The 14026-nt window shown below is 51.8% G+C and carries 12 protein-coding genes; 3 read left to right on the plus strand and 9 right to left on the minus strand.

What is annotated here, in order from left to right:
- Positions 1–6: 6 nt before the first annotated feature.
- Entirely contained in the window at positions 7–1170 is a 1164-nt protein-coding gene (locus IE117_RS10220; protein WP_189564330.1) for a DUF8457 domain-containing protein, read from the minus strand.
- A 105-nt stretch (positions 1171–1275) separates the two neighbouring features.
- On the opposite strand from IE117_RS10220, the gene IE117_RS10225 reads away from it, so the two are divergent.
- Complete coding sequence (locus IE117_RS10225; protein ID WP_189564331.1) at positions 1276–1875, plus strand: thymidine kinase; 600 nt, start codon at positions 1276–1278, stop codon at positions 1873–1875.
- A gap of 3 nt (positions 1876–1878) precedes the next feature.
- Here the strand turns inward: IE117_RS10225 and IE117_RS10230 are convergent, their stop codons facing one another.
- The 8 genes from IE117_RS10230 to IE117_RS10265 all read right to left on the minus strand — a co-directional run bounded on the left by IE117_RS10230 (position 1879) and on the right by IE117_RS10265 (position 11409).
- Entirely contained in the window at positions 1879–2322 is a 444-nt protein-coding gene (locus tag IE117_RS10230; protein ID WP_189564332.1) for a hypothetical protein, read from the minus strand.
- A gap of 191 nt (positions 2323–2513) precedes the next feature.
- Entirely contained in the window at positions 2514–4694 is a 2181-nt protein-coding gene (locus IE117_RS10235) for a S9 family peptidase (protein ID WP_189564333.1), read from the minus strand.
- A 107-nt stretch (positions 4695–4801) separates the two neighbouring features.
- Positions 4802–6931 (minus strand): protein-disulfide reductase DsbD family protein, encoded by a 2130-nt coding sequence (locus tag IE117_RS10240; protein WP_189564334.1) that lies wholly within the window; start codon positions 6929–6931, stop codon positions 4802–4804.
- 102 nt (positions 6932–7033) lie between these two features.
- Positions 7034–7354: a cupin domain-containing protein gene (locus tag IE117_RS10245; RefSeq protein WP_189564335.1), complete on the minus strand. Its 321-nt coding sequence runs from the start codon at positions 7352–7354 to the stop codon at positions 7034–7036.
- 61 nt (positions 7355–7415) lie between these two features.
- Complete coding sequence (locus tag IE117_RS10250) at positions 7416–8222, minus strand: endonuclease/exonuclease/phosphatase family protein (RefSeq protein ID WP_189564336.1); 807 nt, start codon at positions 8220–8222, stop codon at positions 7416–7418.
- A gap of 164 nt (positions 8223–8386) precedes the next feature.
- Positions 8387–9391, minus strand: a complete 1005-nt coding sequence (locus IE117_RS10255; protein WP_189564337.1) for an alpha/beta hydrolase — start codon at positions 9389–9391, stop codon at positions 8387–8389.
- A 154-nt stretch (positions 9392–9545) separates the two neighbouring features.
- Entirely contained in the window at positions 9546–10286 is a 741-nt protein-coding gene (locus IE117_RS10260; protein ID WP_189564338.1) for a response regulator transcription factor, read from the minus strand.
- 43 nt (positions 10287–10329) lie between these two features.
- On the minus strand, positions 10330–11409 hold the full coding sequence (locus tag IE117_RS10265) for a sensor histidine kinase (protein WP_189564339.1): 1080 nt from the start codon (positions 11407–11409) through the stop codon (positions 10330–10332).
- 387 nt (positions 11410–11796) lie between these two features.
- On the opposite strand from IE117_RS10265, the gene IE117_RS10270 reads away from it, so the two are divergent.
- On the plus strand, positions 11797–12087 hold the full coding sequence (locus tag IE117_RS10270) for a hypothetical protein (RefSeq protein ID WP_189564340.1): 291 nt from the start codon (positions 11797–11799) through the stop codon (positions 12085–12087).
- Positions 12088–12311: 224 nt separating this feature from the next.
- Positions 12312–13985 (plus strand): pre-peptidase C-terminal domain-containing protein, encoded by a 1674-nt coding sequence (locus IE117_RS10275; protein ID WP_189564341.1) that lies wholly within the window; start codon positions 12312–12314, stop codon positions 13983–13985.
- Positions 13986–14026 lie beyond the last annotated feature (41 nt).

Consider the following 14026-nt stretch of genomic DNA (forward strand, 5'->3'; position numbering starts at 1 on the left):
GCCGGATTAGTTGAATTTGCGCTTGATGATAGCCATGAGGTCGCTGGCCGCCGGGCTATTTTCGTCCCACGAATATTTTGTGGCCAGCTTATGTTTTACAATATTCTGGGCTTCGTCCAGGGTTGAGGCGCGGTCAAGCTCGTGGATAGCCTGATCGAAGGCATCGCTATTTCGGTCAAAAAGCTGATTGACAAACATGAACCGCTGCCCCAGCGCAATACTACCCATGATGCTGTCCACTTTCGGCGAAACATTACCGTAGGTACTTTCCGATGAAGGAGCAGGCATGTCGACCTTGAAGCGGTTGTTGAGCGAGTTGGTTCGGCTGTACGCACCATTGGAATCGCCCGAGGTAGTTGCCGACGCAGCCATGGAACTTTCGCGAGAGATATCTATAGCCGGGACGGCTTCCGGTTTCAGGGGCCGCGCTTCTTCGTTCTCTGTTTCGACCTCCACCAACGCTGTATCGAAAAATGATTGGTTATCCTGCTTTTGGGGCTCTGCCGCCGGAGCCTCGACAGGAGAGTTATTCACAATTAAATTTGGAGAAATCGCGCTCACGTCAAGAGGCTTGACCGATGAGAACTGCTCAATGTAGGTTGTGTAATGATCGAGCGATGCGCCGCTATCCATAGTTTCAGCCAGCCAGTTCAGCGCCTGATTGGCGTACACGAAGTCAGATCCGCTATCGGCCAAACGCAGCGCCAGGCCTTTGGCTACGCCCGCATGTATGTGGGTGTACTTAGTCATGTGCTGCGCACTTTCGGTATTGAAAGTGAAACCGGGCATGTTCCGCAGTCTATCCCCGAAATAATCGCCGGGCGCCAGCAGCAATAGCAGGGCATCTTTTGTAGCTGACAGCAGCAAGGGTTGCAGATCGTCTCGCTGCACGGCAATATGCCGGGAAACGGTGTTCATAAACTCCTGCAATGCATTTTTGACCTCTTCCTGTTCAAAATCAAAATAAGGGCTGCGAAACGCCTGAGCCTCCGCCTTCCACTTATCAAAAATCAGGCTTACTACGCCCAGGTTGACTTGTCGGACAGGCGTGAGTGTCAGTAAATTCTGACCATTGACTACCGTTTTTTGACCATAGATTTCGTCGAGTATTTTGGTGGTAAATTCGACGGCGTATTGATTGAGAGCAGAGGAGTTAAGTGAGCCGGGCATAGCTGATTTGGGAATGGGGCGGGGGCTGAATACAGAAAAATGTGTTTGCTTTGCAAATGTAATGAAAACGGGGCTTTCGCCTAATCGCCCCTTATCCACCAGATTATGTTTGTCGAACCTTCACGCAAAAATGGCCCCCTAAACCCGCGTACGGGCTGGATTGAAGTCATCTGCGGCTCCATGTTTTCGGGCAAAACCGAGGAACTGATTCGGCGGCTCAACCGCGCAAAAATCGCGCGGCAAAAGGTGGAAATCTTTAAGCCTGCCCTCGATAAACGCTACCACCTGGCCGACATTGTTTCACACAACGAGAATTCCATTCGCTCCACGCCGGTTGAAACGGCCACTGAGATATTGTTGCTGGCAGGAAACTGCGAGGTAGTAGGGTTGGATGAGACTCAGTTTTTCGATTCCGCCATTGTGGACGTATGCAACAGTCTGGCCGACCACGGCAAGCGCGTGATCGTGGCTGGACTAGACATGGATTTCAAAGGGCAGCCCTTCGGCTGTATGCCTCAGCTGATGAGCATCGCCGAGTACGTCACCAAAGTGCATGCCATCTGCGTAGTTTGTGGTGAGGTAGCCTCTCACTCTTTTCGCACCACAGCCGCGCAGGAGCGCGTCGTGCTGGGTGAGAAAGACGTGTACGAAGCTCGTTGCCGGCGGTGTTTTAATTTAGGAGAAAAAGTAAGCGCTATTCCCTAACTATCAGGCCACTTCCTTTATTTTGAACGTATTGCCGTTGACTTTAACTTCATCACCCGCTTTTTTATCTTTCATGGCATCGTAAATCGGGGCTGAGGTGGAAATGCCTTTGATAGTCTTGCCGTCGTAATCGAAATCACCGCTGATGCCCACCAGGAATGTCAGCTTGTCGGTCACAACGAGGGCGCCAGACTTAACCTGATCGTAATCCGAGCTGAAATCGACGCGGTTGAACAAGGCAGCAGATTCTTCCAGAAAATCGAAGTGATCCTGCATATCCCGCATTTCATTGAGCATTTCCTGTTGGTTCGATTCGTAGGTTTCAGCCTGGTTGTCATCCGCATTTCGGCCCGCCGCCTCACGCAGCCGCCGCATATCGTCTTGCGCAGTGTCAAGTTTGTCGTTAAGATTTTTCTTACAAGCTGCTACTATTTTTTGCTTTTCCATTTGTCAATTTTGAATGAGTGAGTTTTGAATTAGTGAATAGAGGGCGGTTAGCGTTGCGTCATATCGTTTGGGAATCTGCCTTTCGTAAAAAAATTAAGCCAGCATCCCAAAAAATAACTGAACCCGGGATAGTGGAGTAGGGTGGAATCGTGCAAAAATGCTTACTCATCCAACCAATGACTCATTCACAATCAATTTCCCACATACCGCTCAAAAAACTCGTAAATTCTGAGAATGCGGTCGATACGCTGGCGGGTGTTGCCGCTCCGGCTGAGTTCGTGGGTTGCGCCGGGCATTCGGACGTATTCTACGTCTTTACCCAGTATTTTCAGGCTCTTGTAAAGTAGTTCGCTCTGGATGACGCCCGTGCGCAGGTCGTTTTCGCCGTGTTTGATGAGCAGGGGCGTGTTGATATTTTTTACAAACGTCTGGGGAGAATTTGCCCGCATGGACGCCGCCGCTTCTTCTTCCCAGGGGTAGCCTCCAAAGTACCCCGGCACCAGCCGCCAGGCGTTGCCCTCGCCAATGAAGGTAGTTAGTTCATACACACCACGCTGAGCGAAGGCCGCTTTGAAACGGTTATCATGACCCACGATCCAGGCTGTGAGGTAACCCGCGTAGGAGCCTCCCGTGATGACCTGGCGCGACGTATCTACCCAGGCTTCTTTGGCTGCTTCGGTAGCGGCAGCCAGCACGTCCTCAGCGGGGCCAGTGCCCCAGTCACGGTAGTTGGCTTTCATGAAATCTACCCCATAACCACCCGAGCCGCGCGGATTGGCGTACACGATTCCGTATCCCTGCGAACAGAAAAACTGGAATTCGTGCCACATCGACGGCTCGCCCGGCCCCCACATCGCCGTTGGCCCACCGTGCATTTCCAGCAGCAGGGGGTACTTTTTGCCCGATTGCATGAAAGTCGGTTTCATGATCCAGTAGTCGATGGTCTGGCCCTCGGAGTTAGTGAGCGTCCGTTTCTCGGGGTAGCTGAGGGCGCGGGTTTTCACCCAATCAGTATTGTGATGGCTGATCTGCTCTTCCTTTTTGAAAGACAAATCGGCACGGTACAATTCCGACGGATTAGCGACTTCCGTTTTGGCGTAAAGTACCTCCTTGCCCGAAACCGCAAAATCTGTAATCCCGAACAAAAAATCCGTCAGTCGTTCTACCTTGCCCGTGGACATCGGCATGCGGTAAGCGGGAGCGCCGCCGTTGGCCGACGCTGAGAAGTAGAGGGCTTTACTATCTTTCGCCCAAGTCAAGTTTCCCGCGGAACGGTCGAAGTCGGAAATAATCGGCTTCTTCAAATCTTCCATATTTACCACGCCCACGTGACCCTGATCCAGCAGGGCGGGACGAATGGGCGCCAGCGAGGTTACGAAGGCCAGGTACTTGCCATCGGGCGAAAAGCCAGGCTGACTGAACGTTCGCGTTGGGTCGGTCAGAAGCGTAAACCAGCCGCTGCCATCGGCATTGAGCCGTACGATACGGCTGCGCAGCGAGCGGTCAGGATGCGCCAGGCTGTCGCCCTGAGTGACGAGGACAATGCGTCCATCCGGCGTCCATTCGGCTTGTCCGTAGTTATAGTAGCCGCGGGTAAGTGGCTTGGGCGTGGCGTCCTGCTTCGCTTCAATGGTGTAAAGTTGACCAAACGAAAGCTCCGGCTGGGTGGTGGACTCCGCCTGGAAATTCAGACGGTTGATGACTTTGGCCTTCTTGTCTTCCGTATCTTTTTGCAAAAAAGCACGAATTTCGGCCAGCGACCCGTCCGGGTTTGGCTTGATATCTCTGGCTGGCTTTACAAAGCTGTTATCGTCGAAACCCGGCTTTTCCAGCGACCAGGCGGGTAGTTCTTTTTTGGGGTTGATGATGGAATCTTTCATCATTTCGGACATCGAAAGTCCGGCCGAAAACAAGATCGTTTTCCCGTCCGGCGACCAGCGCGGACTACCCGCTCCGTAGTCGAGCCTGGTCAGTTGCCAGGCTTCACCGCCGCTGAGCGGTAGCACGAAAATCTGATTTTTGTCCTTGGCTTTCCTGACGAAAGCAATCTTGCTTCCATCCGGCGACCACGCGGGTTGACTGGCGCTCTCGGCACCATAAGTAAGGGCCTGTGGTTCTTTCTTGTTTTCAAGATCGACCAGATACAGGTGTGTCCGGTACTCGTACTCAAACTTCGTATCCGGCACGGCTTCCGTGGTATTCAGGGTATAGACCGCCTGCTTGCCCGATGGCGAAATAGCGATGGTGCCCACCGTCGCGATGCGGGTAAGGTCGGTGGCCTTGACTTTTTCTTTGGTTTGCGCCAGTCCTTCGGCTATGCTCAGGATGAAAAAGAGCGGTCCGGCGTATAGGAGGACGGAGAGGTGTTTCATTTTCGGGTGATGGGGTTTGGGTAACAGACTTTGGTGAGCGGCAATGATTTGATAGTATTCACTATACCCAAATCTAGTCCCATTGTTTTTTGGACGATAGAGAACCGCTATATCTTTCCTTTGCCGCTATCCAAAAACGCCGCAAAATGTTCGGGGTTCAGGTCGTAGTTGATCGGGGCAACGAGCAAGTTGCCCTCGCTGTCCACGAGGCAGTAGTGCGGCTGGGCGTTGTTATTGTATTTTCTGATTTGCAGATCGGCATTCTGGGCACCGATGGTTTTTTTCACGCGCTGGTCGTAGGGCGAGGTGTACCATTGGTCTTCGGGTAGTTCGGTCTTATCGTCCACGTATAGCGCGACGATCACGTAATCCTCGCGTAGTCGTTGCAGCACTGCCGGATCGGACCACACACGGGCTTCCATTTCGCGGCAGTTGACGCAGCCGTGGCCCGTGAAGTCGATGAAAACGGGCTTATTTACTTTTTTGGAATAAGCCAGCGCCTGCTCGTAGTCGAAAAAACCTTCCAGATCGTGCGGCAGGTCGAAGAGGTCGGCGTACTTGGGTACTTCGGTCAGCGTGGACGCGGGGCCGACTGCCGACTGTTGCCGACTGAGATCGAAGTCGTGGGTAGATTGTGGTGGCAGATAACCCGCCAGGGCTTTCAGCGGTGCACCCCACATGCCTGGGATCATATATACCACGAAGGCGAAGGTCACGATGGAAAGCAGAATTCGCGGCACGCTCACAATTTCGGTAGGGGAATCGTGCGGCGTGCGAATTTTGCCCAATAAATAAGCTCCCAGCATGGCGAATATCACAATCCAGAATGCCAGATAAATTTCCCGGTCCAGCAGTCGCCAGTGATACACCTGATCGGCAATGCTGAGGAATTTGAGCGCAAGGGCGAGTTCAAGGAAACCCAAAACTACCTTTACCGTATTGAGCCAACCGCCGGATTTGGGCAGACTTTTGAGCCACTGCGGAAACAGCGCGAACAGCGTGAACGGAATGGCAAAGGCCGACGAAAACGCCACCATGCCCACGATGGGCTTCACGACTTCGCCACCCGCTGAGGCTACCAGCAAACTACCTACGATAGGCCCGGTGCAGGAAAACGATACAAGCACCAGCGTAAAAGCCATGAAGAACACGCCCAGCATTCCACCCTGGTCCGCTTTTTCGTCCATCTTATTGACAAACGAACTCGGTAGCACGATCTCGAATAAGCCCAAAAATGATAGCCCGAACAAAAAGAAGATCGCGAAAAACAGCAGGTTCGGTAGCCAGTGGGTGCTCACGAAATTGGCAAAAGCCGGACCGTTGAGCCGCGACACAATTGTGCCAATAAGTGTATAGATCAGGATAATGGAAAGCCCGTAAATCAACGCCTTTGATTTGCCGTTTTTTTGCTTGGTAAAAAAACTGACCGTCATCGGGATGATGGGAAAAACGCAGGGCGTCAGCAAGGCCACCAAACCCGCCAGAAAAGCGGCCACGGCGAATGCCCAAAGCGAGCCGTCGCCCGGCGAGGCGTCGCCCGGCGAGCCGTCACCCGTTGAGGACGCTTCCTCTCCGGCATAAAGCGCGGGCTTTGCCGCTGCAACGCCTGTACCGGACGAAGTATCGGAATGGATGGTCGAGTCAATGAGCGATTCCTGCACAGCTTCTGTAAAGGTTTCATCAGTAGCCGGCGAAGTGGCGGTTTCTGCCGGATTGGTGGTAGTTGACGCTTGCTCTTTTGACTGCTCTTTCTCTGCTGCCGGAGCCACTTTTAAACCTGTGAAGGTGAAATCGTTATTGCCCAATACGCACAAACCCGTCACGTTGGAGCAAGTCTGGTAAGTGGCGGCGGCTTTGATCGTTGGATTTTCTTTTAAAATCCTCACCGTTTGATGAAACTCGGCTTTTGCTTCGAAGTAGGTCACATCACCCTGCCACACTTCCTCGAATTTTTTCTTTGGTTTGATAGGTTTTAGCTTGCCTACTTTCTCGAACGAGGCATTGGGTGTCAGCGCAATCTCCGTCAGCATCGGTCCCAGATCGGCGTCGAAATCATTGGAGTACATATACCAGCCCGGATCGATGGTGGCCTTAAAAACGAGGTCGACCGTTTCGCCGACTTTCACTTCTTTTTTGGAGAAAGAGTGTGTCCAGGTGGCGTGGCGCTGGACTTGTGCCGAAGTAAGGTGGCTGAGGAGTAGAAAAGCCGCGCCAAGGGCGGCGGTAATTTTAGTCATGCGGCAGGGAATTGTTTCAAGCTAACGCAAAAGTACGTCGCTTCCTTGCGAAGTCGACATGCTTGCTACGGTTACGAAACAAATTAGGCCGGAAAAAATTCGCTATTGAATTTCGCTCCCTTTTGTGCCATAAAAAATCACCCAGGTACCAAAGTCGGCCGTAAAATCGAAAAAACGGTGCTCCACGCCTGCCGGCACGAATAGGACGTCGCCTGGCCCGAACGGATGAGTGGTGTTGCCGTTCCTGAACATTCCCGTACCACGCACTACTACATAAAGTTCATCCTGTTCGTGCGGCTGTTGCAAATCCACAACTTCGGGTGCGTACCACTCCACCGACATACTGCCGTGCCGCAGCATCTCCACAAATTGGGTGGGGGAGGACTGAAGCGAGGTTTGCGCTCCCAATAGGGTAGTTCTCATAAATATTGACTCATCCTTTTCTCAATAGTTGAATGCAGTAGGGCAGTCTTTCAGAAAGTTTTCACCTAACTTCCAGTTCCGCCACCACCGGCAAGTGATCCGAGGCATACTGCTCATCAATGACCCGCGTAGAAAGTACCTTTAAACCTGTCCTGGGCTTGTACATGATGAAGTCGATGGTGCGGTTCGGATTTTTCACCGGAATCGTAGGCGCGCAGTCGTCGCGACAGGTCCGCATAAAGTATTGATCAAACAGCTCGATTACGGGACTACCCGCCAGGGCGTTGAAATCTCCGCTCAGGATCATGGGTAGGCTGGAATCCTGAAAATGCTCAATCAGCGCTCTAGCCTGCGACAGGCGGTTGGCTTCTTTCAAATCCAGGTGGGTGCTTGCGAAGATAATCTTTTTATTAGTAGGCAACTGCACAGTAACCGAAGCTACAGCCCGATCTTCACCTCCTATTGCGGGATCACGCGGCAGCAAGTACCCCGCTGAATCCACGATGGGGTACCGCGAAAGCACCGCAATGCCGTATTCGCCGCCTTGATAGTCCAGCGCCTTCATAAAAAACGACTTCATGCCCGTCAGTCGGGCCAGTTCGCGAGCCTGATCCAGATTTTTTCCGGAGCGTTCGGTATGGATGTCCACTTCCTGCAAAGCCACCAGATCCGGTTTTTGTTGATTGATGACCCGCGCGACAGCTTCCACGTCGATCTTTACTGATTCAGAAGGTGGGTTGGCGTGGTGGATGTTGTAGGTCATTACCCGCAGAGTACCCTTCCCGGACGGATTGACGCTCTTTGCACAGTCTCCCAGCAGACTTATTAGGCTCAACCCATAGGTAAGCTTCCGGAGGTACTTTTTCATTGGAATCATTTTCAATGATCAACTTTTTCGGATTGGCCTGCAACATCATCAAGGTGCGTTTGCCTTTAAATGGTCCGCCACCGATCATGATGGGGTAGTTGTGGTCTATATTAGGTTGATGCGGTCATGAGGGTAATCCAGGGAAATGAACTACTCAGAAAGGTTCATCGGCCTACTTCCCCGGGCTTCATTTTTAGAATTTTTTCAAAGAAATCTTCCGTTGCTTTCTGCACACCAGCAACATCATTCGACGTAAAATGCGAGGCAATCACGTGGTCGCCGCTGTTGGGAAATGCGCGCTCGACTTTCAGCGCATCGGGTGTGCCGAGTTGAGGGAACATGTCTTTGATTGCCGCCACCGAAACTACCTGATCTTGCTCCTCCTCGTTTTTGTAGTAGTAGCCGACGAAAGCGGGCACCGTCACTTTTTCGTATACCTCGGGTCGCGCCACGGCATCGATGGTTTGCTGCAAAGTCATCAAGCCATTCGAATGATAACTTTTCAACCAATAGTTGCTGCGTTCAGAGGTGTCATCGTTCACGCGGTGTTTGCCCACGGCGGTATTCAGAATCTGTTGCCCCCAGGGACGGGTAGCCAGTTTCATAGCCGGGTTAGCCACGGCCATGCAGGGCGAATACAGCACGATGCCCTTGATTTCGGGGTGGGTGGCAGCCAGGTAGACTGTCAGCAAGCCGCCCGCTGAAGTACCCATCACGATCACGCTGTCGCCGATGGCCTCCCCGATGGCGAGGGCACGTTTGGCCCCAGCCAGAAAATTCTCAGGCGTGAGGTCGTCGAAGGCGTCGGGATCGTTGATGCCCGCGTCGTGCAGCCGCGCCAGGTACAGGTTGGCTCCATAGCGCTTGGCCAGTTCACGGTGAACGGGGTCACCCTCAGCCTGGCTCGCACCGAAGCCATGAATATATACAATGCTGTACGGCGTTTTCTGTTTAGCAGTATCTGCCCACACAATACGGGCCTCATTGTCTTTTTTTAGATTGGGGACGGCCGTTTCGGAGCGGGTGATCTCGGCTTCGAGTTCGGTCAGGTTTTGGGTGACGGCAGGCAGGGCGGGATCGAGATTGGCGTCGGGGACATCAGGACCTACCAGGTAGCCCACAGCCAGCAGACCAACGAGGCCACCCGTCCAGAGGAAGAATTTTTTCATGAGTTTTTGGAGGTTTGGAGGGGGAAAGTTACGGCTTTTCTCTGTATGGCCTGTCTTCGACTCCGCTCAGACTGACAATGCACAATGTCAGTCTGAGCGGAGTCGAAGATATCATTTAAAAAGCCAACCGCCGAAGACTTCATCGCACCCATAACTAAGGTGTCCTGACTACGGCCAATTTCTGTAATAAGTCGCGATGTTTCGACTCGGGATAAGGAATCGGTTTCGATACAGCAGTCATGAAAAGGCAATTTCTCTCCACCCGCTCGACGAAATCGAGGTTGACAATCAGCGAGCGCGATATGCGGTAGAATTGGTAAGATGGGAAATACTGGTCGAGGTGGCCCAGATTCATTGAAAAGGTAGTCTTGACGATGCTCGTTCCTTTTCGAATATATACCTCTACGTAAGATCCACCTGCTAACATATAGACCACCTCCTTTTTCATAATCCTAACGTGGCCCCTGCCTTGGTCGGTTGGTAAAAATAAACTTTCGGAGGCCAGGAAATCGGGTTGGATGCCCCGGTTGAGGTAGGCCAACTCCAACTGAATGGCCAGTTCATTGCTGCGGAAAGGCTTGAACATGAAGGCGGCGGGCTGCGTTCTCCGCGCTGCTTCCACATAAGGTTTTTCGGTACTGGAAGTAAGGTAAACGATGGGGAGCGAATGGACACTGAGCAGTTCTTCCACGATTTCAATTCCGTTGTGCATCGAACCTTCCAGCCGTATGTCCACCAGGGCTAAGTCGGGAATCTGTTGCTTTAAGGCTCGCTTGACTTCCTGCGTATTGCTGGCGATGGTCGTGACGAAGCGGCCTTCGCTTTCCAGACTTTCCTGCATATCGGCAGCTTCGATCAGGTCGTCTTCGATGATGAGAACTTTGAGCGGATCCATGGTGAAAAGAGGGTGGTGAGGAAATAGAAAAATGGATGGGATGCTAACCCCTGAAATGCATGCGGAACGTGGTGCCTTCCGTGATATCGAAGCTGGATTTACCTTTCAGTTGCTTTACCTGCAAATCGATGATCTTCATGCCCAGCGATTGTCTGACCCCATTTGTTGGCGAGGGCGGTTTAAATCCACTGCCATTGTCAGCCAATTGCAGATGCAGATCATTGTCCTGCCGCCACATCCTGACCGTCAGCCTGGGATCGGGATGGTCGGCGAAGGCGTACTTGCAGGCATTGGTAGTGAGTTCGTTGACGATCAACCCCACGGGCAGAGCGTAGTCGAGCGGGAGTTCGATCGTCTCCGGGATTTCGTAGTGTGGAACAATAGGAGTGCAACCAAAAGACAATAGGGCCATATCGACCAGTTCCTGAATGAAATCCGCCGCTTTGATGGGCGTCAACCGATCGTTTTCGTAGAGTTTCTTTTGCAAGGCTGCCATCACTTTCAGTCGCAACTGCGTGTCTTCCAAAGCCGCAATGGCTGCCGTGTCGCTCAGGCGGTTGGCCTGCAATTGCAGCAGGCCCGATACTACCTGCAGATTGTTCTTGACGCGGTGGTTCTGCTCCTGCACCAACTCTGCGTTCTGGCGACCAATACGGGCCTTCTGGCGGAAGAGTCGGTAATACACGGCGACGCCGCTCACCGCCAGCAGCAGCAGTGCTGACACTGCAACCAACAGCCACCGCTGCGTTTTGATGTTCTCGCTTTTTAGGGCTAATTCCTTGCGCTGGCTTTCAAGCAGGGCTTCCTTTTTCTCACTTTCAAACTCCATTCCAAGGCGGGTGACGGCTCCCTCGTGATCGGCGATGTAATCCCGTTTTTCCAGTTCGTGTCGTTTTTTTGTATGCTCCAAGGCCGCCTTCCAATTGCCAACGGCCTCGTAATAATTTGCATAGGTATCTTCAAATCCTAACGCAATAACCCGGCTGTCTTGGTAGAGCGTATTGTAAATTGTTTTTGCCCGCTGCAAAAATCCGTAGGCTTCTTTTGGCTGGCCAAAAACGATGTAGGCGTTAGACAAATTCAGTAGTTTATTTACCTGATCATACGGTTTCGCTAGTTGCATACTAATATCTAATGCTTCTTTGAAATAGGTGATAGCTTCCCTATTTCGACTTCTAAGCATTTCTTCCCCTAATCTTGAATCCAATCCCATAATTTCAGACGGTTTTCCGAGTCGACGGGCAACCGGTTCAACCTTATTCAGATATTTCACCAAACTGTCAGAATTGGCTTCTCGAGTACTAATTGGCAGAGTTTTATTCCCATGAATATGATCGTAATTGGAATATATTGCGACCATTTGACCATAAGCTAAGTAGAGTGATTCATCACTTTTACTCCGCTCAGCAATGCGTAGCCCAAGCCGTGCATACCGCAAGGCTTCTATTTGATGAAGTTGAAGCTTCTCAGCAGTGGAGAGACGGAAATACAGTCTTACGATTGCAAATGTATGTCCCCGAGCTTCCTGAATGCGAAGCGAGTGCAAAAAGTGGCGCTTAGCCATCAGGAAATTGCCGGATGCGTCGTAAATTTTTCCGTAGAGGTAGTGGTACTCAGCCAGCAGGTTGCTGTCTTTCCGGACCTTGGCGTGGCGACCTACCTGCTCTGCCCATTCGACCTTATCGGGTTGCAGGGGCTGATAGTCTGGCTCCTGAGCCGCACTGTGCTCCATGGCCAGGAAGATCAGGCCAATTCCCAGCAGGAATTTCAAGGAGAGAGGCAAGCGCATGAGGAGGAGTGAGTTGTGGATCAAATCTGCCCTCCAAACGTAGGGAAAAATAAACTTTGTTCAAAGAGATAGTTATCAAGCAACGATAAAGCCACTTCCGCCCAGGTACCCCGGTGGCCTTTGGAAAGGCATTGCCGAATTTCGGAAAGGGATTATCGGGGTTGGGAAAGTGGCGGTTTTTTCTGTGGAGAGGATTGGTGTTTTTTAGGAGATGTGTACAAGATGACATTCCCTTTATGAAAAACGGCTATCTTCTTCTCTTCTTACTGTTCACGGTGACTACTAGCTACGCCCAAACCATCGAAACCGAGCCGAATGACAGTTTTGTGCAGGCTAATTTGATTCAGGATGGGGTTGTGATGCAGACTGCCATTAGCGTTGGGGGAGATATAGACTACTTCAAGATAAACATCACTAAGCCCTGTGTCATTAACGTGGCGGCGGAGAACATACCTAATGCCTTGTCACTCAGATTGAAAATGTATAACTCTGCCAATCAGCAGTTAACAGTCGATAGTGAGGGCTATGGCGAAAATGTGTACATAGATCAACTGGTGTGCCAGCCGGGCGTTTATTATATAGCCGTCTATTCCTATTCCGGTGGCGACAAAAGCCCCACACTCTTCAACCTCAGGGCGACCATAGACGAGTCGGATATCTACGAATGCAACAACTCCTTCACGGATGCCAAGCCGATTCAGGCCGGGGTTCCGATCCAGATCGCGCTGAATGACGAAGGCGACATAGACTACTTCAAGATAAACATCGCCAAGCCCTGCGTTCTCAATTTGGCGGCGGAGAACATCCCAAACGCCCTGTCACTCAGGCTGAGAGTTTACAACTCCGCCAATCAGTCACTTGAAGTCGAGAGTCAGGGTTACGGCCAAAATGTGTACTTGGACCAACTGGTGTGCCAACCGGGCGTCTACTACATAGCCGTGTACTCCTATTCTGGTGGCGACAAAAGCCCCACACTCTTCAACCTCAGGGCGACCATAGACGAGTCGGACATCTACGAATGCAACAATTCCTTCACGGACGCCAAGCCGATTCAGGCCGGGGTTCCGATCCAGCTCGCGCTGAACGACGAGGGGGACATAGACTACTTCAAGATAAACATCGCCAAGTCCTGCGTTCTCAATTTGGCGGCGGAGAACATACCCGGTACACTGTCAATCAGGCTGAAATTGTACAACTCTGCCAATCAGGAGTTGTCAGTCGAAAGCGCGAGCTATGGCAAAAACGTATACTTGGACAAACTGGTGTGCGAGCCGGGTGTCTACTATATAGCCGTGTATTCATATTCCGGGGGTGACAAGAGTGTTGCACTTTTTAATTTAAAGGTGACAGCCAATGAATTAGACATTTACGAGTGCAACAACACCTTCGCCGATGCCAAGGACATCCCCTTAGGCCACCCCATCCAAGCAGCCCTAAACGAAGGCGAAGACGTGGATTACTTCAAGTTCACGCTGGCTTTCCAGGCTACGCTCAACGTCACTATCCCCACGCCGCCCACTTCCCTGAATCCGAGAATTACAATCTACAACGGCTCCCAGCAGCAGGTGGGTGTGGCAACGGGTAGCGCCAATCAGACTGTCTCCATCAATAACCTGACTTTGGCACCAGGCACGTATTACGTAAAAGTGAGCCAAACCAATAATTACGTGAATGAGCTCTACACCCTGTATGTATCAGCCAACTGCATCCCCTTCACCGTCAAATCCGGTAACTGGGATGATCCCACGGTGTGGCTCTGTGGCCAGGTACCGGGCGGTGCAGACCTGGTGGTAATCCGCCATGCGGTTGTTATATCTGGAAGCTTCGCCGCTCACGCTAATCAAATTGCCTATGAGGCTGGCGGAAGCCTCACTATGGAGGCCAACAGCCAAATCCAACTCGGTAACTAATCGCTCCGACATTTTCTACCCCAACTTCCAACCCTCAACCG

The organism is Persicitalea jodogahamensis (assembly GCF_014651615.1).
Classification (GTDB): Bacteria; Bacteroidota; Bacteroidia; order Cytophagales; family Spirosomataceae; genus Persicitalea; species Persicitalea jodogahamensis.